The sequence below is a fragment of the Citrobacter amalonaticus genome, from assembly GCF_018252635.1.
GTDB lineage: Bacteria > Pseudomonadota > Gammaproteobacteria > Enterobacterales > Enterobacteriaceae > Citrobacter_A > Citrobacter_A amalonaticus_E.
In genome coordinates this window covers 665,813-688,781 of the sequence record NZ_JAGTXM010000001.1, presented here as the reverse complement: position 1 = coordinate 688,781, position 22,969 = coordinate 665,813, and the positions used below count along the sequence as shown (strand labels likewise).

Annotated in this window: 22 protein-coding genes; 14 read left to right on the top strand and 8 right to left on the bottom strand. The window is 49.5% G+C overall.

Translation table 11 applies throughout. The features are described 5' to 3' along the window. Positions 1 to 497 precede the first annotated feature (497 nt). The 11 genes from KE671_RS03190 (at position 498) to KE671_RS03140 (ending at position 11,588) form a co-directional block, all read left to right on the top strand. The gene (locus KE671_RS03190; RefSeq protein WP_206161913.1) at positions 498 to 1,103 is read left to right on the top strand and encodes a tyrosine-type DNA invertase; all 606 of its coding nucleotides are present in this window, start codon (positions 498 to 500) and stop codon (positions 1,101 to 1,103) included. A gap of 459 nt (positions 1,104 to 1,562) precedes the next feature. After that, complete coding sequence (locus KE671_RS03185) at positions 1,563 to 2,159, top strand: tyrosine-type DNA invertase (RefSeq protein ID WP_206161674.1); 597 nt, start codon at positions 1,563 to 1,565, stop codon at positions 2,157 to 2,159. A 494-nt stretch (positions 2,160 to 2,653) separates the two neighbouring features. Then, complete coding sequence (gene fimA, locus KE671_RS03180; protein WP_206161673.1) at positions 2,654 to 3,202, top strand: type 1 fimbrial major subunit FimA; 549 nt, start codon at positions 2,654 to 2,656, stop codon at positions 3,200 to 3,202. Positions 3,203 to 3,270: 68 nt separating this feature from the next. Continuing rightward, positions 3,271 to 3,810 (top strand): fimbrial protein, encoded by a 540-nt coding sequence (locus tag KE671_RS03175; protein ID WP_206161672.1) that lies wholly within the window; start codon positions 3,271 to 3,273, stop codon positions 3,808 to 3,810. Between the two features lie 55 nt (positions 3,811 to 3,865). Next, the gene (locus KE671_RS03170) at positions 3,866 to 4,570 is read left to right on the top strand and encodes a fimbria/pilus periplasmic chaperone (RefSeq protein ID WP_206161671.1); all 705 of its coding nucleotides are present in this window, start codon (positions 3,866 to 3,868) and stop codon (positions 4,568 to 4,570) included. 71 nt (positions 4,571 to 4,641) lie between these two features. Next, a complete protein-coding gene (locus KE671_RS03165) occupies positions 4,642 to 7,263 on the top strand; it encodes a fimbrial biogenesis usher protein (RefSeq protein ID WP_206161670.1) in 2,622 nt (873 codons plus the stop codon). A 7-nt stretch (positions 7,264 to 7,270) separates the two neighbouring features. Beyond that, positions 7,271 to 7,801: a fimbrial protein gene (locus tag KE671_RS03160; RefSeq protein ID WP_206161912.1), complete on the top strand. Its 531-nt coding sequence runs from the start codon at positions 7,271 to 7,273 to the stop codon at positions 7,799 to 7,801. A 12-nt stretch (positions 7,802 to 7,813) separates the two neighbouring features. Further along, entirely contained in the window at positions 7,814 to 8,314 is a 501-nt protein-coding gene (locus KE671_RS03155; protein ID WP_206161669.1) for a fimbrial protein, read from the top strand. A 16-nt stretch (positions 8,315 to 8,330) separates the two neighbouring features. After that, on the top strand, positions 8,331 to 9,236 hold the full coding sequence (locus KE671_RS03150) for a fimbrial protein (RefSeq protein ID WP_206161668.1): 906 nt from the start codon (positions 8,331 to 8,333) through the stop codon (positions 9,234 to 9,236). A 67-nt stretch (positions 9,237 to 9,303) separates the two neighbouring features. After that, on the top strand, positions 9,304 to 10,674 hold the full coding sequence (locus KE671_RS03145) for an EAL domain-containing protein (RefSeq protein ID WP_241029726.1): 1,371 nt from the start codon (positions 9,304 to 9,306) through the stop codon (positions 10,672 to 10,674). A 230-nt stretch (positions 10,675 to 10,904) separates the two neighbouring features. Beyond that, positions 10,905 to 11,588 carry a helix-turn-helix transcriptional regulator gene (locus KE671_RS03140; protein WP_241029725.1) on the top strand — a complete coding sequence of 228 codons (684 nt, stop codon included), beginning with the start codon at positions 10,905 to 10,907 and terminating at the stop codon, positions 11,586 to 11,588. A 13-nt stretch (positions 11,589 to 11,601) separates the two neighbouring features. Here the strand turns inward: KE671_RS03140 and KE671_RS03135 are convergent, their stop codons facing one another. From KE671_RS03135 to KE671_RS03125, 3 genes are all read right to left on the bottom strand, one after another. Then, positions 11,602 to 12,237 (bottom strand): acyl-homoserine-lactone synthase, encoded by a 636-nt coding sequence (locus KE671_RS03135; protein ID WP_206161666.1) that lies wholly within the window; start codon positions 12,235 to 12,237, stop codon positions 11,602 to 11,604. 479 nt (positions 12,238 to 12,716) lie between these two features. Then, positions 12,717 to 13,022, bottom strand: a complete 306-nt coding sequence (locus KE671_RS03130) for an antibiotic biosynthesis monooxygenase family protein (protein ID WP_206161665.1) — start codon at positions 13,020 to 13,022, stop codon at positions 12,717 to 12,719. 88 nt (positions 13,023 to 13,110) lie between these two features. Next, positions 13,111 to 14,052 carry a LysR family transcriptional regulator gene (locus tag KE671_RS03125; protein ID WP_206161664.1) on the bottom strand — a complete coding sequence of 314 codons (942 nt, stop codon included), beginning with the start codon at positions 14,050 to 14,052 and terminating at the stop codon, positions 13,111 to 13,113. 138 nt (positions 14,053 to 14,190) lie between these two features. Between KE671_RS03125 and KE671_RS03120 the strand changes: the two genes are divergently transcribed. Both KE671_RS03120 and KE671_RS03115 read left to right on the top strand, forming a co-directional pair. Continuing rightward, entirely contained in the window at positions 14,191 to 15,621 is a 1,431-nt protein-coding gene (locus KE671_RS03120; RefSeq protein ID WP_206161663.1) for an aspartate ammonia-lyase, read from the top strand. 111 nt (positions 15,622 to 15,732) lie between these two features. Next, entirely contained in the window at positions 15,733 to 17,031 is a 1,299-nt protein-coding gene (locus KE671_RS03115; RefSeq protein WP_206161662.1) for an anaerobic C4-dicarboxylate transporter, read from the top strand. A gap of 66 nt (positions 17,032 to 17,097) precedes the next feature. On the opposite strand, the gene KE671_RS03110 is transcribed toward KE671_RS03115, so the two are convergent. The 5 genes from KE671_RS03110 to KE671_RS03090 all read right to left on the bottom strand — a co-directional run bounded on the left by KE671_RS03110 (position 17,098) and on the right by KE671_RS03090 (position 22,516). Next, on the bottom strand, positions 17,098 to 18,111 hold the full coding sequence (locus KE671_RS03110) for a fimbrial protein (RefSeq protein ID WP_206161661.1): 1,014 nt from the start codon (positions 18,109 to 18,111) through the stop codon (positions 17,098 to 17,100). Positions 18,112 to 18,123: 12 nt separating this feature from the next. Next, entirely contained in the window at positions 18,124 to 20,625 is a 2,502-nt protein-coding gene (locus KE671_RS03105; protein ID WP_206161660.1) for a fimbria/pilus outer membrane usher protein, read from the bottom strand. An 11-nt stretch (positions 20,626 to 20,636) separates the two neighbouring features. After that, positions 20,637 to 21,314: a fimbrial biogenesis chaperone gene (locus KE671_RS03100; protein ID WP_206161659.1), complete on the bottom strand. Its 678-nt coding sequence runs from the start codon at positions 21,312 to 21,314 to the stop codon at positions 20,637 to 20,639. A 44-nt stretch (positions 21,315 to 21,358) separates the two neighbouring features. Then, positions 21,359 to 21,877, bottom strand: a complete 519-nt coding sequence (locus KE671_RS03095; RefSeq protein WP_206161658.1) for a fimbrial protein — start codon at positions 21,875 to 21,877, stop codon at positions 21,359 to 21,361. A 114-nt stretch (positions 21,878 to 21,991) separates the two neighbouring features. Continuing rightward, entirely contained in the window at positions 21,992 to 22,516 is a 525-nt protein-coding gene (locus tag KE671_RS03090) for a helix-turn-helix transcriptional regulator (RefSeq protein ID WP_206161657.1), read from the bottom strand. A 92-nt stretch (positions 22,517 to 22,608) separates the two neighbouring features. Here KE671_RS03090 and KE671_RS03085 point away from each other — a divergent pair, with 92 nt between their 5' ends. After that, entirely contained in the window at positions 22,609 to 22,908 is a 300-nt protein-coding gene (locus KE671_RS03085; protein WP_206161656.1) for a hypothetical protein, read from the top strand. The last annotated feature ends 61 nt before the right edge of the window (positions 22,909 to 22,969 follow it).

The window sequence follows — 22,969 nt, the reverse complement described above, 5'->3', positions numbered from 1 at the left end:
GCAACTTCCGCAGCTTAAACGGGAATCATTGTTCTTCCGGCGAAATACCTCATGGGTCCCCTAAAGCGGTCACACGATTTATTATGACTATTCTCCCACTGATTTTTGCAGTATTGTTTACTCATTGTTGTAGTTCAACAGTGAATGCTAGCGAAGTTGCTATCTTGTGCTTCGCCCTTAGCGGAGTCCTTTGCACATCCTTCGGGATGTACCAGAATGAGCGCGATCTTAGAACAGCAATAATGTTATTGATTCAGCAAGATAAGCAAGAACACAAGACAAGAGGAGGCGCCCAGTCGATAATGTCACGACGTTATGACGAAACAACATACAGCCATTTTCATTATCCGCTCAAGTCCTTCTGTGGCGAAGCCGCGTTGCCTATGATAAACGCCTACCGAGCAGTGCAAATAAATAATGAGTTAAAACCGGATAAGACTATTGGATTAATGGAAATCAGCAGAACGCTTGCGCACCTGCAATCAAAAGGGAACCTAATGAAAAACAATGCCGATAATAAGAAGAGGAATTTCCTGACTCAAAATGAAATAGAGTCGCTTCTCAAAGCAGCAAACACCGGACCACATGCTGCCCGTAATTACTGTCTGACATTATTGTGTTTTATTCATGGCTTTCGCGCCAGTGAAATCTGTCGCCTGCAAATTTCGGATATTGATATCAAATCACGGTGCATTTACATTCATCGCCTGAAAAAAGGTTTTTCGACAACGCATCCATTATTAAGAGAAGAAATTCAGGCATTAAATAACTGGCTGGCTATTCGTGCCGCCTACCCCCATGCCAACAGCGAATGGCTATTTTTATCAAGGAAAGGGAATCCTCTTTCTCGCCAACAGTTTTATCAAATTATTTCTGCTTCGGGCGATCACGCCGGACTCCCGCTTGAAATTCATCCGCATATGCTTCGTCACTCATGCGGTTTTGCATTGGCTAATATGGGGATCGACACCCGTCTCATCCAGGATTACCTGGGGCACCGTAACATTCGCCATACCGTCTGGTACACCGCCAGTAATGCAGGTCGATTTTACGGTATCTGGGATGACGCTAAACTCAAACAGCATAATGCTATTTCACTGTGACCTATACAACACCACGGATGGTGTTAAAAAATGGTGACTCATAAAGCATTAATAATATTTAACCATATATTTAATATGCTTATTGTTCACATTTTTCCTTATTCGCATGACAATGAAACCGTTTAATTATATCCTTGCAATCAATCAGGCTATATTTTCAACATTCACTTTTCGTCAGACAAACCTACGCTGAAAATGCCACCTTCAGTGACTATTTTCCTTTTAAATTGATACACCTGACTTTGTCTACTACAGGCGCTATTGTCGCCCTGGAAAAAATCAATAAAAATAAGATTTATCATGTGGTCATAATAGCTACATGTGTAACAGTAATGTAATCACTGATTGTGATTAATCCCCCAAATATAATATGCCTTTAACATCACAGGTTATTTTTTAATCCCATGATGTTTTCTACAGGTATTCATTAACAGAAGCATATTTCAGGAGTAATGCATTGTGAATCGACGTCGTTATCTTACTGGCAAAGAAGTACAAGCCATGATGCTGGCCGCCCGACATGGCGCTACCGGCGAGCGAGATTATTGTCTTATTTTGCTGGCATTCCGTCACGGCATGCGCATCAGTGAACTCCTCGATTTGCATTACCGCGACCTCGATCTACACGAGGGACGAATCAATATCCGTCGACTAAAGAACGGTTTTTCCACCATCCATCCACTGCGTTTTGATGAACGCGAAGCCGTTGAACGCTGGAGTCAGGAGCGTGCAGGCTGGAGAGGCGCAGGCCGCACTGACGCCGTGTTTATCTCCCGCCGGGGGACACCGCTTTCTCGCCAGCAGGCATATCGTATTATTCGGGCTGCGGGCGTTGATGCCGGAACCGTTACCCATACTCACCCCCATATGCTCCGTCACGCCTGCGGTTATGAACTTGCCGAAAGGGGAGCCGATACACGACTGATTCAGGATTATCTTGGCCACCGGAATATTCGCCATACCGTTCGTTATACGGCCAGCAATGCCGCACGTTTCGCCGGATTATGGGAGAGAAGCAGCCTGTTAGAGGTTATGACAGCGGAGAAAAAGAAATAATATAACCCATTGAGATAAAAGGAGAAGTGTTTGCCTGAACAGGTCAATTGGGGCCAAACTGTTTATATCATAAAAAGAATTAGTAAAGCTTTGCAACTAACAAGTTAGGAATTATCGAAAAAAACACGTTATCTCTTTGATAAAAATAGCATTATCATCAGCACCTTCTCACATTCACCTCCGCCGTATTATGCCCTGCCAGGATCTCTCCATCTGATCCCTGCACGATATCAGTCTTTTACAAAAAACCACTGAATGGTTTTTAATATTGAAAATAATAAAAATTCAAAATAATAACCCAAAACAACGAAGTTATAGCACCATTTTAAGTTATTTATTCCAATGAGTCAAAATGGCCCCAATTGTCTCATTAATTGGGTGAAAACTGCGCAGAACCGGCAGTCGCCCCATTCGGCTGAAACATGGAATGCCTGGAAGGCAAAACGACTGGCCATTTCGGTTCGTGATATCGATATTGTTTAAAGGAAAACAGCATGAAAATTAAAACACTGGCTATCGTTGCTATGTCAGCTCTGTCCCTGACCTCCGCGGCGGCTCTGGCCGATACCACCACGGTAAACGGCGGTACAGTGCATTTTAAAGGAGAAGTCGTTAACGCAGCCTGCGCCGTTGATGCCGGTTCCGTCGAACAAACCGTTCAGCTTGGCCAGGTTCGCTCGGCAAAACTGGCAACTGCGGGCAGCACCAGTTCTTCGGTCGGTTTCAACATTCAGCTTGATGACTGTGATACCAGCGTATCAACCAAGGCCTCTGTCGCGTTCTCTGGCACTGCCATTGATACCACCAACAACACCGTACTGGCGCTGCAGGGCTCCGCTGCCGGGAGCGCCACCAACGTTGGCGTCCAGATCCTCGACAACAAAGGCACCCCACTGGCGCTGGACGGCGCAACCTTTAGTGCAGCAACAACCCTGAACGATGGCACCAACATCATCCCGTTCCAGGCACGTTACTACGCTACGGGCGCAGCAACTGCCGGTACCGCTAACGCAGACGCCACCTTCAAAGTTCAATACGAGTAATTCATCACGCAAGGACGCACCAGGGGCCAGGAGGGCCCGTTATCCGCAATGGGACTGAGGTGATAACGATGCAAAGGATGAAATCAGGTCTGCTGATGCTTTTACTTCCCGCCTGCGCGCTGGCCGGCAACAAGTGGAACGTCACGTTACCCGGCGGAAACATGCGTTTCCAGGGCGTCATCATTGCCGAATCTTGCCGCGTTGAAGCTGGCGATCGCCAGATGACCGTGCAAATGGGGCAGATCAGCAGCAATCGATTTCATGCGCCAGGGGAGGATATCAACCCTGTTTCTTTCGATATTCATCTCCAGGAGTGCAGTACCGCCGTAAGCCAGCGCGTCGGCGTGGCATTTCATGGCGTCGCGGATGGTAAAAACCCGGACGTGCTCTCCGTGGGGGAAGGACCGGGGATCGCCAGCGGTATTGGGATCGCGTTATTTGATAAAGAAGGTAGCCAGATCCCTCTTAACGGCCCCCCCGCTAGCTGGACACGGCTTTACGCCGGGCCAACCACACTGCATTTCGTTGCGAAATATCGCTCCACCGGACGTCAGGTCACCGGCGGGGTCGCGAATGCACAAGCCTGGTTCTCTTTGACCTACCAGTAACAAACCGCAGAGTTAGCGAAGACAGGAAACGACGGTGAGTACAGCAAGGATATACATGAAAAAAACACGCACCATGATGCGCAGCCTGCTGGGCGGGATGCTGATGATAGCCGCCACGGGATTATTCACTCAGGCTAAAGCAGGCGTAGCGTTGGGGGCTACCCGGGTGATTTATCCGGCGGGTCAAAAACAGGTGCAACTGGCGGTCACCAACAATGATGACAACAGCACATATCTGATCCAGTCATGGGTGGAAAATGCCGAAGGCGTCAAAGACGGGCGTTTTGTGGTCACACCACCGCTGTTTGCCATGCAGGGGAAAAAGGAGAACACCTTACGCATTCTTGACGCAACCAATAATCAATTACCACAGGACCGTGAAAGTCTGTTCTGGATGAACGTCAAAGCCATTCCGTCAATGGACAAATCGAAGCTCAGCGATAACACCCTGCAACTGGCCATTATCAGCCGTATCAAGTTGTACTACCGTCCAGCCGGACTCGCGCTGCCGCCCGATCAGGCTGCGGAGAAACTCACTTTCCGACGCAGCGCAGGCACGCTCACCTTGATCAACCCAACGCCGTACTACCTGACGGTGACCGAACTCAATGCCGGCACCCGGGTACTGGAAAATGCGCTCGTGCCTCCTCTGGGTGAAACCCGCGTGAAATTGCCAGCCGATGCCGGTGGCGAGATTACCTATAAAACCATTAATGACTATGGCGCACTGACGCCGCGCATGAAAGGCGCACTGCAATAACGAACAGGGACCCGCGTGCTCCCTGAATAAAAAAAGAACTGACAGCCGGGTGATTTTGAACCGGAGGGACTATGTCATATCTGAAACCTGGACTCGTCCATAGGCGGTATTATGCGCCACTTTTGTCAGGCGCAATGGCGCAGATCCCCTTTGCCTTTTTGCTTGCCTCATACACTATTTCCGCCCAGGCAGAACTCTATTTTAACCCGCGCTTTCTGGCGGACGATCCGGCGGCCGTTGCGGATCTTTCCGGCTTTGAAAAGGGGCATGAGCTACCTCCCGGCACATATCGCATCGATATTTACCTGAACGAGGGGTACATGACCACGCGCGATGTCACTTTTCATGCCAACGACAACAGCCGCGAACTGGCCCCGTGCCTGACCCGTGACCAGCTCGCCGCGATGGGGCTGAACACGGCCGCCGTCAGTGGAATGAAGGTGCTGGCCGCAGATGCCTGTGTCCCGTTAACGGAAATGATCCCTGACGCCACCACCCGTTTAGACGTGGGTCAGCAGCGGTTATATCTGACGATTCCTCAGGCCGTTATGGGAAATCAGGCTCGCGGCTATATCCCCCCGGAACGCTGGGACCATGGGATTACCGCCGGGCTACTGAATTACAACTTCACCGGTAACAATGTCCAGAACGACGTTGGCGGCAGCAGCAACTACGCCTACTTAAACCTACAAAGTGGCCTTAACCTGGGCGCGTGGCGTCTGCGCGACAATACCACCTGGAGCTACAGCAGCGGCGGAAGCTCCTCAAGCAACGAAAATAAATGGCAGCACGTTAACACCTGGCTGGAAAGGGACATCACGCCGCTGCGCGCACGCCTGACGCTCGGCGACAGCTATACCAACGGCGATATCTTTGACGGTATTAACTTTCGCGGCGCACAACTCGCATCTGATGACAATATGCTGCCGGACAGCCAGAAAGGCTTTGCCCCGGTGATCCACGGAATTGCACGCGGAACGGCGCAGGTTTCCATCAAACAGAATGGCTATGAGATCTATCACAGCACGGTCCCCCCCGGCCCCTTCAGCATTAGCGATCTGTATGCCGCGGGCAACGGCGGCGATCTGCAGGTCACCATTAAGGAAGCCGACGGGAGCAGCCAGAACTTCACCGTTCCTTACTCTTCGGTCCCGGTGCTGCAGCGTGAAGGCCATACCCGTTATGCCATCACCGCCGGAGAGTACCGCAGCGGTAACGATCAACAGGAAGAACCGACTTTTTTTCAAAGCACCTTACTCCACGGTCTTCCGGCAGGATGGACTCTGTACGGCGGTACGCAACTGGCAGACCGCTACCGCGCCTTCAATCTGGGGGTGGGGAAAAATATGGGGATCCTGGGAGCGCTGTCGGTGGATGTTACTCAGGCCAATGCCACCCTGCCCGATGACAGCAAACATCAGGGGCAGTCGGTTCGTTTTCTCTATAACAAATCGCTGAGCGACGTTGGTACCAATATCCAGTTGGTGGGCTATCGCTACTCCACGCGTGGATATTTTAGCTTTGCCGATACCACGTATCGTCGGATGAGTGGCTATGACATTGAAACGCAGGATGGCGTTATTCAGGTTAAACCGAAATTCACCGATTACTACAACCTCGCCTATAACAAGCGCGGCAAAGTGCAGGTGAGCCTGACCCAACAGTTAGGCCGCACCGCCACGCTCTATCTGAGCGGGAGCCATCAGACTTATTGGGGCGTCGACAGCGCCGATGAACAATTGCAGGCTGGCCTGAATACCGCCGTCGGCGATATTAACTGGACGCTGAGCTACAGCCTGACCAAAAACGCCTGGCAGGATGGTCGTGACCAGATGTTGGCGATTAACGTCAATATTCCCTTCAGCCACTGGTTGCGCTCAGACAGCCAGTCCGTCTGGCGACACGCCAGCGCCAGCTACAGCATGTCAAATGACCTCAACGGTCGAATGACCAACCTGGCGGGACTGTATGGCACCGTGCTGGAAGACAATAACCTTAGCTACAGCGTACAAACCGGCTATGCGGGCGGCGGTGAAGGTAACAGCAGCAGCACTGGATATGCCACGCTGAACTACCGCGGCGGTTCGGGCAATGCCAACATCGGTTACAGCCGCAGCGATGGCCTCAAACAGTTTTATTACGGGATGAGTGGCGGCGTGCTGGCGCATGCCAACGGTGTCACGCTGAGTCAACCACTCAATGACACGGTCGTGCTGATTAAGGCGCCCGGCGCAGAGGGCGCGAAAGTGGAAAACCAGACCGGAGTCCGCACCGACTGGCGCGGCTATGCGGTGCTGCCTTACGCCACCGAATACCGGGAAAACCGAGTGGCGCTGGATACCAATACGCTTGCCGATAACGTGGATCTGGATGAGGCAGTGGTCAACGTCGTCCCCACGCACGGTGCGATCGTCCGGGCGGAATTCAACGCCCACGTTGGAATGAAACTGCTGATGACGCTCCTCCACAACGGCAAGCCGGTGCCGTTCGGCGCGATAGTCACCACCGACAGCAGCCAAAGCAGTAGCATCGTCGCCGATAACGGTCAGGTCTATCTGAGCGGTATGCCGCTGGCAGGGAAGGTTCGGGTGAAATGGGGTGACGGCGCAAACGCCAGCTGTGTGGCGGACTATCGCTTAGCCGCAGAAAACCAACAACAGTTGCTCAGCCAGCTTACGGCGCAATGCCGCTAAGGACATGATGATGAACAAACGTTTCTCTCTGCTGGGCGCCGTCTTCTCACTGGTCAGCGCCAGTGCGTTCGCCGCCGACAGCACGATCACGATCAGCGGATATGTCAGGGATAACGCCTGCGCCGTGGCGGGCGAATCGAAAGATTTTACCGTCGACTTGCTGGATAACGCCGCTAAGCAGTTCAACACTATCGGGGCCACCACGCCTGTCGTCCCGTTTCGTATTGTGCTTTCCCCCTGCGGCACGTCGGTCACGGCGGTAAAAGTCGGTTTTATCGGTATTGCTGACAACGATAACACCCGCTTATTGAAACTCGACAGCGGAACAACGGCGGCGGCGGGAATGGGAATCGAGATCCTCAACGGACAGCAGACGACGTTGCCGCTGAATGCCGCATCCGCCGCCATTCCGTGGACGACCCTGACGCCCGGTCAGACCAATACGCTTAACTTTTATGCCCGCCTGATGGCAACGCAGCTCCCCGTCACGCCGGGACACGTCAATGCAACAGCGACATTCACTCTTGAATTTCAGTAAGCGGAGGCTTTGATGAAATGGTTTCAACCCCGGTGGCTACTGGCGGTAATCCTTGCCGCTTCTGCGGTTGTGCAGGCGGCCGACGTGACCATTACCGTGAACGGGAAAGTGGTCGCAAAACCATGCACAGTGTCGACCACCAATGCCACCGTCGAACTGGGCGATCTCTACACCTTCAGTCTGGTCTCTGCCGGTTCCTCCTCCGCGTGGCATTCCGTGGCACTTGAGCTAAGCAATTGTCCGGTGGGCACCTCGCGAGTCACCGCCAGCTTCAGCGGTACAGCCGACAGCACGGGTTATTACAAAAATCAGGGGACTGCCGGAAATATCCAGCTCGAACTTCAGGATGACAGCGGGAACACACTGAACACCGGCGCGACAACGTCCGTGGTGGTGGATGACGCGTCGCAATCCGCCCATTTTCCTTTGCAGGTCCGGGCGTTGTCGGTAAACGGCGGCGCAACCCAGGGAACGATCCAGGCGGTGATTAACGTGACCTATACCTATGCATGACCAGGAGAGTATGTTGATGAAAAAAGTCGTATTCCTGTTGACGACACTGTTGCTGATGGGCTGGTCAATCAATGCCTGGTCCTTTGCGTGCAAAACCGCCGGTGGCGCGACCATTCCCATTGGCGGCGGTAGCGCGAACGTCTACGTTGATCTCTCGCCTGCGGTTAACGTCGGGCAAAACCTGGTGGTCGATCTCTCAACGCAGATTTTTTGCCATAACGATTATCCCGAAAGCATGACCGACTATGTCACCCTCCAGCAGGGCTCCGCTTACGGCGGCGTGTTATCGAGCTTTTCCGGCACCGTAAAATACAACGGCTCCACCTATCCGTTTCCGACCACCAGCGAAACCGCACGGATGATCTATGACTCAAGGGTCGATAAGCCGTGGCCTACGGCACTTTATCTGACCCCCATCAGTTCCGCCGGCGGCGTGGCGATAAGCGCTGGAACACTTATCGCCAGACTCATTCTCCGCCAGACCAACAACAGAAACAGTGATGACTTTCAGTTCATCTGGAACATCTACGCGAATAACAACGTGGTTGTTCCGACCGGCGGCTGCGACGTCTCCTCGCGCAACGTGACGGTAACGCTGCCGGACTACCCGGGCTCAGCCCCCGTTCCGCTGACGGTCTACTGTGCGCAGAGCCAAAATCTGACATATTACCTCTCAGGCACCACAGCAGATTCCGCCAATTCGATCTTCACCAATACCGCGTCGTCTTCGCCTGCACAGGGCATAGGTGTTCAGCTCACGCGCAACGGTACCATCGTCCCCGCCAACAACACCGTGTCATTAGGCACGGTCAGTACCTCTGCCGTGAGCCTCGGCTTAACGGCCAATTACGCTCGAACCAGCGGACAGGTGACGGCAGGCAATGTTCAGTCAATCATTGGGGTGACGTTTGTTTATCAGTAATGCGGGAACGCCGGGAATAGACTACATTTTGTCCCCCTGCTTCTGTGCCGCCGAAGGGCTTGCGAGGATGATGGCGCCAGACCCTCATCCTCTGGTGCTGCTGAACTCGTCGTCGCTGGAAATATCAACGCTTCCCGTGCGGGCGTCAGCACGTCGGATTGTGGTGTTCCTTCCTGACGATCCCCTGTTACTACTCAGCACATTGCAGCAGGTGGCGCTTTTGCTGGAACAGGCTGCCGCTCCCCTGCCGATGCTCATCCTTAGCCGCTGTCCCGATCGTTGGTTGTGGCACACGCTGGGGCATCTTGTGACGCGTCGCAGTCTGCTTACTGAAATCCGTGCCGTCGCCTCGGATTTACCGACACGCTGCATTGCCGCGCTATTACGCGAGCACGGACAGCAGGATATCCCTCCACTGAGGCAGAGCGCAGGCTACGAGACGTTGATTTATGACAAACCGGCAGTCGGCCTCAGCAAACCGGAGCTCAGCGCCATTCTGGATCTGCTGCACGGATACAACATCCAGGAACGGGCGCAACAACGAGGAATCAGCCAAAAAACCCTTTATAATCAGAGAACATCAGGACTTAAAAAGATGGCGGAACATTTCCCTCAGTTGGCGTCTCACTTTCCCGGTTACCCACAGACCCGGCTGAACAGAAGCGGAAGCGCTGCCTTGTCAGCTTTCGAACGTGAATTCATCCATGCCATCCATTGCCGACAACTCTTCCCGGTATTTCAACCCATTGTGGATAGCAACCACCGTTTACAAGGGATGGAAATCCTCTCACGCTGGCATCGCGAGGGAACGGTCCTGCAACCTGGTGCATTTTTACCACACATCCGCGCTGAACACGCCTGGCAGGTACTGACCGCGTTTGTTTTGCAGGAAGCCATCCAGAAAATCAACCAGCATCCGGGGGAGTTTTATTTCTCACTTAACATCCCTGCCCCCCTTGCCAGCCACGAATGCCTTCCTCGAATGCTGGAGGCCGTAAAACAGAAGCTGGCGTCGCCACAGCAAACGGACAGGCTGGTACTGGAATTTGCTGAGACGACCGAGTTCAGTCAAAGGGGAAAAACCGCCGCGAATATCGACAAAATAAAACAACTCGGCTTTCGGATTATGCTTGATGACTGCTTCTCACAAGGCAGCGTGATGTTTCCGGTCAGACAGATCCAGTTTAGCGAATACAAGCTGGATAGGTGCATAATCAATGATATGCAGCGCGATCCGCACGCGCTTGCGCTGATAAAAAGCCTGAACTATTACTGTATGCTGACAGGCAGTCGCTGCGTTGCCGAAGGGGTCGACAGTGAAGAGAAATTTACGATATTGAAAGCCTTAGGTATCGATCGCTTTCAGGGATATCTCATCTCCCCGCCGGTCGGTGGGAATATGCTTGAAACGTTTATGGAGAGCTACATATCATTCTGATCAAAGCTGTTTTGTGACGAGCTGGAGGACTCGCACGAGCAGATATTTTTCGCCTGCACAATGCCGTTCGTTACCAAACAGATGAATCTGACATTCTGGCAGCACACCGTTCTCGTTATAAGGACAGAAATATTGACTGTTGTGGGTCAAGCCCATTTTGTCAGGCTACGAGGCAGGCTATACTGCTTATTCAAACACTCATCTCAGAGGCAGCAGCTGGCGTGAAGGATATGTATTACAACGATGAAGGGATCAATGCGTTAATCCAGAATGAACTGAATACGTTCATAAAGGACTATAAAAATACGATCTACGCATACGCGATTATGAACAAGAAAGATCCCTCGCAAATGCAGATTATCAATAATAATCCTGAGTGGTTTAACATCTATCTCGAAAGAAAATATCAGTTTATTGACCCTGTTATCATCAGGGCATTAAGCAGCGTTGAAGACTTTTTCTGGGAGAACAAGGTACTACTGGCAAGTGGTTATAACCTTACACGTATTTTCAGTGAAAGTTCTGAGCACAATATCTATCAGGGCCAGACGTTTCCCCTGCATGACTATCTGAATAATCTTGTCGTGTTGTCTATCATCAGCCAGAAAGATTCAGGTATTGAGATGGAATCCTGCCGCGCGCATTTCATGCATTTCCTTATTCAGTTACATCAAAAGACACTCGATCTCTACAGTAAAGTCCATCAAAAAAAGAATGTTTTTTTATCCCCACGTGAGCGACAGATTTTGAAATGGGTCAGCGCGGGTAAAACCTATGCAGAAGTCTCGGTTATTTTGTCAATTGCTGAGCGAACCGTGAAATTTCATATGAGCAATGCAATGAAAAAGCTGGGCGTAAACAATGCCAGGCATGCGGTAAAACTCGGAATGGAGCTCAGATTACTGGATAACTGAACTCCCTGCGGGATTACAGACGGCGAAGTTGTTGAAGAATCTCACGAAGCCAATCGCTGGCCTTGTCTTTGCTGATGATGCTTTCAATTGCGCTTTCATTTGCCGGCATAAAAATATAGTAGATTGTTTCACCTTTCTCCGAGAGACCTTTCTGAATCACGTCTATTTTCCAGTTCGCATGACGAAATATGGCATACATGCCGCGACTGGCCACGGCGAACATCCCCCGATACTGTTTTTTCATGCAATAGATGATCATCGCGAGGAACAACGCCTTACTGGCAGGCATCCCGCGAAGATTCCCGGAATCACGCCTGGCCTTATCTAAAAACAGGCGACTCACTTCGCAGCAGGGAATATCGGTAGGGAGAGAGATATTATCGAAGTATTCATGGAATATTTCGCTGATCATCGTCGGTTGCGTGGCATCGATAAAACGGGCACCGCACAGGATCTCGCCCTCGTGCATCCCTAAAAGGTAAGTCGTGTTTTCGTTATCAAATTGATCCTTTTCCAGGCCATCAGTACATTCCACTTTCCAGTCGAGTCGCTCACGAAATGTTCGGTTTCGCAGTCGGTAGAGTTCAGTGGCAAAACCAGACGGCAACTCATTGCGATCAAGCAAAAAAAACTCAACAACAGAGTTCATTTATTCATTCCTGATAATAACATTCCGAAATTATTATCCCCTGTCTTTTAGGACAGCTTTTTTTTAGACCGGGTCTTCCTTATACTTAAAAAATACCTGACTAATAGCGCTTGCGGCGCATACTAGTCAGGCGGTCAAAGACCAACGTAACACCAGGGATAAATCCACCGGAGATTATCTAACATTTAGACTCCCGGGTACAGAATGCAATAAGCACTTAATCAATAAAAAACCATTAAAATACGACGAATATCAAATATTCTTCCTTATTATATTGCCCCTTGTATTTTCAAGGGGTAATATTTAATGTTGAGTTAACTATTAAGCGCAATGCTGTACCTCGCTCGATCCCGTCCTTTAACAGGATGCGTTGTTTTCTCTTTCTGCCCCTCTACATCCGTCCTTATTTCTCTCTTGTAAAAGAATACAGACATCGCGTGAGATCACCGGAAGTCACACTTGCTTAAGATGTACGAATTTTAGCCATCAGAGGAATAATCACGCAGTACGTGCGCAACGCGAATTCGGTAAAACGAAAATATCGACTTCCGTCCTTCCATCTGCGCTGCCCGGTGTTTCATGTTGCCCTTCCACACCGCAACGGCCTCTTCGCTTTCCCACCACGAGAGCGATAAAATCTTCCCTTCCGTACTCAGGCTTTTGAAACGCTCAATCGAGATGAACCCCTCAATATTAACGAGTTCAGCCCTGAGTTCAGCGGCGAGGTGTAAATATCGTTCCTGCTGAGCGGGCACCGCTTCCGCTTCAAAAATTACAGCTATCATAACAACCTCCAGGGTTAGCACTTCCGCCACTTTAGCGGCTAATGTCAGGCCATACTTCGCTGAAGACCGAAGAGTGAATCGTTGGGGATCATGACGGTTCCTCCGCATCCAAATCGAGCTTACTGTAGAACCCCTGTTCCAGTTTTGTCTCCAGTATCGACTGGACCTCAACCGCCAGGTTTTTATAAAACTCAGACAGTTCATCATCCTTACAGAGCAGGACAATTTTGCGGCGCTCTTTGCGGTTGTTGATACGAATAATTTTCAGCGAGTCAGTAAAAGCGGGAAGCGTGGTAATAAATAGCGGTGTGGTCAGCGTCCATCCGTAACCGCAGGAAATTAATTTTAGAATGTCGTCAGCGTTATCCATTTCAAACTGGATAGATGGCGACAGGTTATTCCATTTCAGCCAGTTGAGCGTCTGGATACCGGTCGGCGTATTGCGGGTATAAGCGATGTAGTCCCTGTTTTTACACAATTCTTCCAGCCGCGTTTCCGGCCAGGTTTTGGGGCAAACGCACAGAAATTCCTCCTCAATCAGCGGGTACATTCTGACATTAGGCGGCATCTCAGTATGCAGCATCGTTACGGCCAGGTTAATGCTGCCCGTATTCAGCGCGGAAAGCAGCCCCGATGCCGTGCCGGTAACCTGAAAAATATGTTTCACCTGCGGTTGCAGGAAGGTCAGTATATCAAGGCCGATAGATTTCCCGATCGAATCAACAAAGCCGATTTTCAGATGTGAAATATGCCCATGGCTGATCGCATTGATATGTTCCTGCAAATAGACACCGCTATCGATAATCTTTTTTCCCAACGGATACAGCGCCTGTCCGGCTATTGTCATCTGAATGGGCCGTTGTGAACGGTTAATCACGTCAGTTTTTAAGCCATTTTCCAGATTCGCAATCTGCTGAGAAATCGAGGATTGAGTCAGATTGAGTTTCTTTGCCGCAGCGGTAAATGAGCCGGTCTCAATCACCGCTAAAAACGCCTGTAACTGCTTAAAATCGAAGTTAATATCCTTCATCACCGTCTCTACTATTACATTTTTTAATAATGACTATTTATCTTTTCAATGCTTTTTTTTCTTTGAGCCACTTCAAATTATCTGTACTGCCAGCAAATTAAGGTAGCGATACACCTTAATACAGGAAGAGACATAACGATGCGTGAAGAAAAGGATCTATTAGGAACGTTAATGGTGCCAGAGGAGGCCTACTACGGTATTCAGACGCAACGGGCGGTACTGAATTTTACAGTTTCAGGGAAAACGGCCGGGGATATTCCGCATTTCCTGTGGTCGATCGCCGCCATAAAACAGGCGGCAGCGCAGGCAAACGCGCAAATTGGCGCCCTGGATCCGCAGAAAGCCGCCGTCATCGTGACAGCATCGCAAGAGGTGATGAACGGTGATTTTGCTGCCCATTTCCCGATTGATATTTTTCAGGGCGGCGGCGGCACCTCGACCAACATGAACATGAATGAAGTGATCGCTAACCGAGCCAATGAACTTCTCACCGGCGCCCGGGGATATGATGCGATTCACCCGAATACGCACGTCAATATGGGACAGTCGACCAACGACGTTATTCCTGCGGCGATGAAAATGACCAGCCGCATGAATATCAAGCATTTGCTGGTGCAACTGGAAAAACTGGAAGCTGTATTAGCGGATAAAAGCCGTCTGTTTGCCGATAAAGTGAAATTGGGCCGCACCTGCTTACAGGATGCTGTCCCCATGACGTTTGGCCAGCAGTTTGGCGCCTATCGCACACAGGTCAGCAGGCTTAAAGAGAAACTGACCGAGGTCAACGAGGAGGCGTTGTGCCTGCCACTCGGGGCGACGGCGATTGGCACAGGGTTATCCACCCATGAGGGCTACTTACCGGCAGTGTATCAATGGCTGGAGACCCTCACTGGCGAGCAGTATCGCCCGGAAGCGGATTTCTTCGATGGTCTGCAACACGGTGACTTCTATATTGAATTCTCCGCGCAGCTCAAGAAAATCGCCGCCTTTCTCTCTAAAATGGCGACCGATTTTCGTCTTCAGGGGTCAGGGCCGCGCGCTGGATTCAATGAAATTATTGTCCCTGCCGTGCAACCGGGATCGTCCATTATGCCAGGAAAAATTAACCCGGTGATGCCCGAACTGATGAATCAAATTGCGTATCAGGTTATCGGTAATGACGTCACGGTAACCATGGCGGTTGAAGGCGGCGAGCTTGACCTGAACGTGTGGGAACCCGTGCTGCTGAAGGCGCTCTTCGAATCCTGTTCGTTACTGAGCCGGGGGATACCGCTGTTTATTGATAAATGCCTGAAAGATATTGCGATCAATGAAGAAGTGAGTGCCCGCTACGCAGAGGAAAGTACGGCCCTGGCCACCGTCGTGGCAACCCTGTTTGGTTATCAGGTGGGATCGCGAATTGCGAAAGCCGCGTATCAACAGCAGTGCAGCGTAAGGCAGGTCGTGCTGGCAGAAAAACTGCTGACGCCGGAGCAGGCGGATTATCTGCTTGATCCAATGAACATGACCGACCCGCAAAAAAGTACGGCAGCGATTAAACGCTATCAAACAGAAATGAATATGTCGTAGTCATCTGTTTTCAAAAAATAAGCGTTAACGGCAGGTAATGAATATTCACTATTCATTACCTCGCCCTCTCGTTGCCGATAAATAAAATATTACAAAGAGCAGGTTAATTATATGGTGATATTACATGTCGTTTTATTGCTGGGAACCATCATGCTTGCCGCCCGCTGGGGCGGAATTGGCGTCGGGTTCGCCGGCGGGATCGGATTAGCGATTTCGGTATTTATTCTGGGCGTTCCGGCGGGTTCTCCACCTGTCGACGTGATGCTCATTATTTTGTCCACCATTGTAGCGCTCTCGGCCATGCAACAGGCGGGGGGAATGGATTATTTAGTCACCCTGACAGAAAAATTATTACGTAACAATCCTGGCTACCTTAATCTTCTCGCCCCTACTGTAACCTTTATTCTGACAGTACTTTCCGGTACCGGTTATACCGCCATGTCGGTGATGAACGTGATTCAGGAAGTGGCGAAAGACAACGGTATCCGCCCCAGCCAGCCGTTGAGCTCTGCAGTCGTTGCTTCGCAACTGGGGATTACCGCCTCCCCAATCTCTGCAGCCACGGCAATTATGTACGGCACCGTTGAGGTAATGGGTGTGAGCTTCGGCGATGCCATGCTGATTATCTTGCCCACCGCATTATTTGCCATGCTGATTGCGGCCTTCATTGCCAGCAGACAAGGCGTTAAACTGGCCGACGATCCTGTGTGTCAAAAAATCATGCAGGAGAATAAAATTGTGCTGAATAAACAAATCCATCGCGAAATTCCGACCGGCGCAAAATCTTCCGTGTTGGTTTTCCTGTTTGGGGTGGTTTTTGTGGTTTGTATGCTGTTGTTTAAATCACTTATTGGACACACCATTAACTCTCGCGACTTAATTATTATTACGATGTTTATCGTCTCTACGACGATTATTTTTACCTGTAAGCTGGACATGAAAGAACTGAAAAATTCACCGATATTTAAATCGGGTGCCGAATCGCTGGTGGTAGTATTAGGGATTGTCTGGCTGAGCAGCACACTCATTGGCGCGCATATCGATGAGATAAAAGTGGAAGCCAGTGACATGCTCCGCGAGTACCCGTTTTTACTGGCGGCGGTATTTTTCTGTACCAGCGCCATGCTGTTTAGCCAGGGAGCAACCAGCGCATTACTGATGCCTATCGCCGCCTCCATCGGAATTAGCCCAGAGGCAATATTAGCCAGTTTTGTCGCGGTCAGCGCACTCTATATCACAAATATTTACCCAACAACTGCGTTTGCGATAGCTACTGATGACACGGGATCGTTTCTCAGTTCGCGCTGGAATGGCTCAAAGATCGTTAATCATCCCTTCTTCCTGCCGGGATGTTTGTCGATTATCTTCTCGGTACCGTTTGGCTTCTTACTGGCACAGCTGATTTTGTAATGGCGGATACAGAACAGGTTGACGTTAACCTGTTCTGCTGTTCACCCTCACGGTTGTCATTCTCAGTTACTGGTATGTCATTGTAAAAGACAGTACGCCATTCGCCGCCCCCGTGGTGATGCGTTCTCCTGTCTGGTAGTAACGCGCCTTAAGCGGTACGGTGAATCCGCCCCCTGTGCTCGATGTCCCAACCGCCACATCGGAGCCCAACCTCATTGGCTGGTTGTTATAAAGCAGTTGGATCCCGACCCCTGTGGCGGCGTTATTCCCGCTGGTCGTATTGATAACGCCTTTCGTTGCATCATAAATATCGCCTTCCATCCTGACGCTGACCGCCGTTCCGGCATTGCAGGTCATCGGCAGACTGAATGACTGGGTATATGTCTCTCCCGGCGTTGTGCCTTTGCCATTAAAGGCGTTTTTATCGACCTCTTTCATATCGACAGGGATGGATGCTGTGGTGAGTTTGCAGGCCGGCGTGGTCACCGTAAACGCATTGATACTGACTGCGGCCTCTGGGGATTGCCAGAGCAGCGAGTTATTCAGCAATACTAACGCCCCCACCGTTCTTGCCGATATCGTACCAGACCCCGTCTCTGTAGCCGTTTTATAAAACGTCACCGTGACTGACCCATTTAATCCGGGGCTTATCATTCCCGTGGTATTTTGACACAGCTGAGCGGTGTTAATATCCCCTCGAATAGTATTCGACCCAGTGACAGTAGCATTCCCTCCGGCACACTTTGTCGTTGTACCGGAAATAGCATAGCCAATACCGTTAATGTTGGTTTTATAAACTCGTACCCCATTAACCATCGAATCGAAGGTACCTGTCGCCTTTACGCCAAACGTTTGATTGGAAATGACCCCTTCCTGTGAGTCATAACAACTGAACGCATTCACTGTCGGGGTCATTATCTGCGTACCAATAACGGCACCCACCGGCAGATCCCTGGAGATAGTGATATTCTGTGGCGATAATGTTGTTGAAGGCGTGACTGTCGAACAATCCCACGCCAGCACGGTACGTGAAAAAAGTCCCAGAGCCACCAAAAGTAAACTTACAATAATTCGATTCATCTTATTCTCCACTTACCTGCACTCAGCGGTGACGTTATGCGTTTTGTCAGAAGCCTGCGCAATCTGATAACTTGCCAGACAACTTTCGCCAGCCCAGTTCACCATTACAGAGCCTTTTTCCGGTGCGCCGCTAAACCAGACTCGCTGACGATCGTCAACAATCCCTTCTGGTGTATTGTCTCGGTTGTTAATTTTTGCTGTCGCGCCAAACGGAATCGTTTTGCCCGTCAATTGCAGCATGATTCGATAGCCGGTAACGGTCGGGAAATTAGCCAGCGCCAGCGCACCTTTTGTAGGTACGACGGTCTGCGTGTCGTTCAACACATCAGTATTGTTATTCAACGTGTCGGTATTTAACGTCAGACTGTTCTGCCGATACGGCGCAACGTACGGTACGACGGCAAAACCTTTACTGTCTGTGTAAATGCCACTGTTATTCGCCACTTTCACTTCTGCCGCATTCTCGACCTTCACCAACGCCATCGTCTCGCCAAGAGGTTGAGTCGCGGAGACGCCATACGGATGAACGACCAGTCCGCCCATCGCGCCAACTGACACCTGACGGTTATCGCGAGAGTAGTTATAGCCAAGCTGATATTCACCATGACGGCCCTTATAATTCGCCGACGCGCTGCCCGTCACATCTGAACCCTGACTGTTGTATCCCTGCTGTACGTTCCAGCTCAGATTTCTGTCTTCCAGCGCGGAACCTGACAGCCCTACCTGTGAAGTGGCATCGCCTTTTTTATTCGCGTTTGCCGAAAGCGTCATCCAGCTATTTGGCAAGAAACGTGAGAACGGAATCTGCATCGTAAAAGAGACGATATGATCATTGTCGTTGTGCCAGGGACCACGGGAATAGCTATAGTTCAGGCCATAATTAATATTGTTAATACTGGTGTTGTAACCGAGGCTGATGTTACGTTCGCTATCACCGCCCCAATAGTCCTGATGCCAGGCAGAAAGGTTGATATTCCCGAAATCACCGAGTTGCTGGTTCAACGTCACCTGTGCCTTACTGCGTTTGTTACGCTGATAACGCCAGTCATTGCCTTCCAGAACACTATCGCTCGCAATCCGATATTTATTCACATCGCCATTCGCTTCCTGAAAATCATGAAAGCCGGAAGAGGAATACCGATATCCCATCAGACTCAGCGAGGTGCCCGTAGATGAAAAATCTTTGGCGTACTGCGCACGAAGCGAGATGCCGCCCTCCGTTTTGCCTGGCATCTGCGTATGAGCAAAGGTGGTGTCAAAAGAGAACGAACCGAAATCCCCCAATCCTTTGCCGATACCTATTGCTCCAGCCTGGTAATCTCCTGATGCCAACGCTCCGCCGTAAACCGTTGTATCCCACGGCAATCCGTAACTCATCGTGGCCTGTAGAAATTCTGGTTCCTTATCTGTGCTACTTGATGCACGATACTTCCCCGCAGCCAGCGCATAGGTGAACTGGCCTTCACGCCGCATGATCGGCACCGCCGAAAATGGCTGAATAAACTGATGCACCGAACCATCTGCTTCACGCACAACCACGGTAAGATCGCCGCTGGCGGCAGTAGGATAGAGATCGTCAATCACAAACGGGCCTGGCGGAACATAAGACTGCCAGATAATATTCCCTCCCTGACGAATGGTGACTTGTGCATTACTTTGCGCTATACCACGAACCACGGGCGCAAATCCCCGCACGCTTTCCGGCAGCATGGTGTCATCCGAATAAATTTGTGCGCCGCGGAAATGGATGCTGTCAAACACGCCGGACTGCGTATATCCGTCACCAACACTGAACTGACTTTTCAGTACTTTAATATCACGCTCCAGTGAAGTACTAAGGGTGTTCCAGTGCCCGTCCCCTTCGTTATTGTTATATGTCGAGTAATTACGCAACCGCCAGGGACCGACGTTAATCCCACTACGCAGGTTCAGATAGCTGTCATTACGCGACTCCCCTTGGCCATGACTGTTGGCCGCAGAGAAGTTATAATTCAGGAACAGCATATTCAGTCCGTCATCCCACAGTTCAGGTGAAACAGAGCCGCGTGGATCGCGCTGCATATATTCTTGTGGCACCGAAATATCCAGACGCATCTCATCAAACTGAAAATTGAGTTGGCTCCCGGGGAGTAATGCACCAATATTGTCGATGGTTGCGGAATCCTCCTTACTCATCCAGTCAGGCTGTGCGTTACGCTTCACACCCCATTTCACGAAATCGGCGTAGGTTAACGATGGAGCCAATTCACTCTCTTTACCCAGAAAGCTAACATCACGAGACTCGATATAATTTCCGTTCAGATAAACATCAACGTGATAGACACCAGGAACCTGTCCGTCAGTTCTACTGAAACGGGAGATATCAATATCACGTGGAATATTCCCTCGAGTTTCAATAAAATCTGGTGAAAAATAATCTTCAGCCAACACGGTTGACGTATGTGTAAAAAGATAGATAAGGACTGATAATTTCGTTAACGTTGCAAAACCTGAAACCGCATTGAGCTGGAGCATAAGTATTTAACCTAAATTTTAACTTTTTGTTCAGTCGTGACGCCTCCAAAATCATTAATCGCACGCCACGATACGTCTCCACCCGTTATCCCTGACAGAGGTAGCGTTACTGTTTGAAATGGTAATACCATTGGAGGCTTAGTTATCGTCTTACCGTTCACCTTTATTTCATTAAGCGACACGCTATAAGGCGTTGGATTATTTACAGTTAATTTTCCACCCTCGCGTGAAAAAATTAACTGCTGATATGCCAATGACGGATCGCCTTTTAATCCAGCAGGACGATAAAAGAGCTTCATTTTACTTTTCACCGCGATCAACAATTCATTTTTCGCATCCGGAGAGGATGAAGGGATCGCTTTTATATTCAACCAGTAAACGCTTTCCCTGTCCGAGGGTAAGTTGTTTTCTGCCAACATGACGCGAACAGAATTCTGAGCATTTGGATTTAATTTAAACAAGGGTGGCGTAGTGGTAAATTCGCTGCCACTATCATCACTATTTTCACTTTTACTCACCCATGACTGAATTAAATAGGGTTTATTGTCCGGGTTTTTAACACTGATTGCAGCCTGACTAGCGTTACCATTATAAACCAGACGCGTACCGCCTATTTCAATACCACTGATTGCCGCTGTTGAGATAAAAATCATCCCCACAGCAACCGTTTTAAATAATTGCTGAAACATGTGAGTTCCTGATTGATTACTCAGGGCCACGAGTGGCCCTGCTTTTACTGATAAGTCACGGTGAAGGAGGTTGACGCATTTGCCGTCCCCGCTCCGACAGCACCTGTTGCCATATATTTCGCGAAATAGGTCAACGTATTGTTGACGTCTTCCAACAACGTCACGCTAGCCGAAGAAGAGCCAACCGGGATCAATGTGGCGCTGTCCTGTTCATAAATAGCAACGCCGACATTCGTCGCCGTTTGCCCCGTGGTCAACGCCAGAATCGAAGGATTCGCCGTGTTAGTGGTACCGTCAAACCGAATACTGGCGCTGGTTACACTCGCCGGACAGGATTTCAGCACAATGTTAAAACGCTTGGCTGCCGCTGTTGCGCCATTCCCGCCTGAAAATGCCGCCGTTGAGACGGTTCCCAGATCAACAGGTTGTGCAATCGCAGAAGGATCAACCACACACGCCGTTCCCGTAATCGTTCCGGTAAAATTGATTACGCCATCGGCTGCATTAGCTGCTTGCAGAGCAGAAAGCGATAACATCGCAGAAATCAGTGCAATTTTTTTCATAAAGTTAAATCCAGATAGTTAAGGTAATATTTAATTAAAAGCGTTGATGTTTAAAAAAATTATTCCGTACTCACCTCCTCTGCTTATTGCCACTCCCGACATTAACGCAATAATTTATGGAAGGTCAGATTCATAAGTAAAATCTTTGCACATTCTTATCCGTGCGATATTTCTATACAGAGACACACGATTACCGAGTTGAAGTTTAAATATTAAACTGCGGCGATGGGCGTAAAATGTCTTCATCGACATACCTAATAACTTACCAATCTCCTTCGCATCCATTCCTTTTTGCATACAAGCAAGAACTTCATTTTCCCTTAAGGAAAGTGTGTATTTCACTCGATAAGCATATCGCGAGTCATTGACAAAGAGGTATGAAAGAATTTCATTTATCCGTCGTTTCTTATCAATAAAAGCAATATTGCTCAAGTGGTTCAAGGCATAGTAATCAAGATCATTGGTGATAAATGCAATGATTTTCCTGCCTGGAGACAAATATTCTGTGAGCCGTTGAATACTGGACTCATCGACGTCGACTATATAGTAATTTTCATCAATCAACTCCGGCGTTAACAACGCACTTATGCCGACAATAAAAAAATAATCATCAGAAAAAACGGAGTCTGACAACTTCATAAAACTTCCCTTTTCGACACTTCCTGTTTGCTTTTTTAACGTCAGTAAGTCACCTCATGTTTCGGTGTAAAATTTACAGAAAATAATTCCGCATGACATCACAAAAGTCGTGGTTTTCGGAAGCAAACATAAAAACGATCGTTTCTACTATCTTTTTACCTTCAAAAGAACAACGATCCACAGTTAACTATTTTTATCAGAATAAAAAGCCACTAATGAAAATAAAAATAGCATCAAACACTACTGACATGGATAGGTTTGGTTTAATGATTCAGGTATATTTGATAGCTGAAACTTGTAATAAACAAAAATATGGATTTTTCTTAGGAAATATACCAGGTTTAATTAACGAATTTTATTCTGTTGGAACAGGGCTTATTTTACCTGGTTAACACAGGAGCAACATCAGCGGTGCCTTATTATTCTGTCAGGCGCCGCCTACATATGTAGGAA

Bases quoted from the DNA above. Each gene is read 5' to 3' on its own strand.
- KE671_RS03120 (WP_206161663.1), top strand. From the start codon at position 14,191: ATGCGTGAAGAAAAGGATCTATTAGGAACGTTAATGGTGCCAGAGGAG.
- KE671_RS03125 (WP_206161664.1), bottom strand. From the start codon at position 14,052: ATGAAGGATATTAACTTCGATTTTAAGCAGTTACAGGCGTTTTTAGCG.
- KE671_RS03095 (WP_206161658.1), bottom strand. From the start codon at position 21,877: ATGAAAAAAATTGCACTGATTTCTGCGATGTTATCGCTTTCTGCTCTG.
- KE671_RS03115 (WP_206161662.1), top strand. From the start codon at position 15,733: ATGGTGATATTACATGTCGTTTTATTGCTGGGAACCATCATGCTTGCC.
- KE671_RS03175 (WP_206161672.1), top strand. From the start codon at position 3,271: ATGCAAAGGATGAAATCAGGTCTGCTGATGCTTTTACTTCCCGCCTGC.
- KE671_RS03100 (WP_206161659.1), bottom strand. From the start codon at position 21,314: ATGTTTCAGCAATTATTTAAAACGGTTGCTGTGGGGATGATTTTTATC.
- KE671_RS03165 (WP_206161670.1), top strand. From the start codon at position 4,642: ATGTCATATCTGAAACCTGGACTCGTCCATAGGCGGTATTATGCGCCA.
- KE671_RS03145 (WP_241029726.1), top strand. From the start codon at position 9,304: ATGATGGCGCCAGACCCTCATCCTCTGGTGCTGCTGAACTCGTCGTCG.
- KE671_RS03130 (WP_206161665.1), bottom strand. From the start codon at position 13,022: ATGATAGCTGTAATTTTTGAAGCGGAAGCGGTGCCCGCTCAGCAGGAA.
- KE671_RS03170 (WP_206161671.1), top strand. From the start codon at position 3,866: ATGAAAAAAACACGCACCATGATGCGCAGCCTGCTGGGCGGGATGCTG.
- KE671_RS03155 (WP_206161669.1), top strand. From the start codon at position 7,814: ATGAAATGGTTTCAACCCCGGTGGCTACTGGCGGTAATCCTTGCCGCT.
- KE671_RS03105 (WP_206161660.1), bottom strand. From the start codon at position 20,625: ATGCTCCAGCTCAATGCGGTTTCAGGTTTTGCAACGTTAACGAAATTA.
- KE671_RS03110 (WP_206161661.1), bottom strand. From the start codon at position 18,111: ATGAATCGAATTATTGTAAGTTTACTTTTGGTGGCTCTGGGACTTTTT.
- fimA (WP_206161673.1), top strand. From the start codon at position 2,654: ATGAAAATTAAAACACTGGCTATCGTTGCTATGTCAGCTCTGTCCCTG.
- KE671_RS03150 (WP_206161668.1), top strand. From the start codon at position 8,331: ATGAAAAAAGTCGTATTCCTGTTGACGACACTGTTGCTGATGGGCTGG.
- KE671_RS03140 (WP_241029725.1), top strand. From the start codon at position 10,905: ATGTATTACAACGATGAAGGGATCAATGCGTTAATCCAGAATGAACTG.
- KE671_RS03090 (WP_206161657.1), bottom strand. From the start codon at position 22,516: ATGAAGTTGTCAGACTCCGTTTTTTCTGATGATTATTTTTTTATTGTC.
- KE671_RS03190 (WP_206161913.1), top strand. From the start codon at position 498: ATGAAAAACAATGCCGATAATAAGAAGAGGAATTTCCTGACTCAAAAT.
- KE671_RS03160 (WP_206161912.1), top strand. From the start codon at position 7,271: ATGATGAACAAACGTTTCTCTCTGCTGGGCGCCGTCTTCTCACTGGTC.
- KE671_RS03085 (WP_206161656.1), top strand. From the start codon at position 22,609: ATGACATCACAAAAGTCGTGGTTTTCGGAAGCAAACATAAAAACGATC.
- KE671_RS03135 (WP_206161666.1), bottom strand. From the start codon at position 12,237: ATGAACTCTGTTGTTGAGTTTTTTTTGCTTGATCGCAATGAGTTGCCG.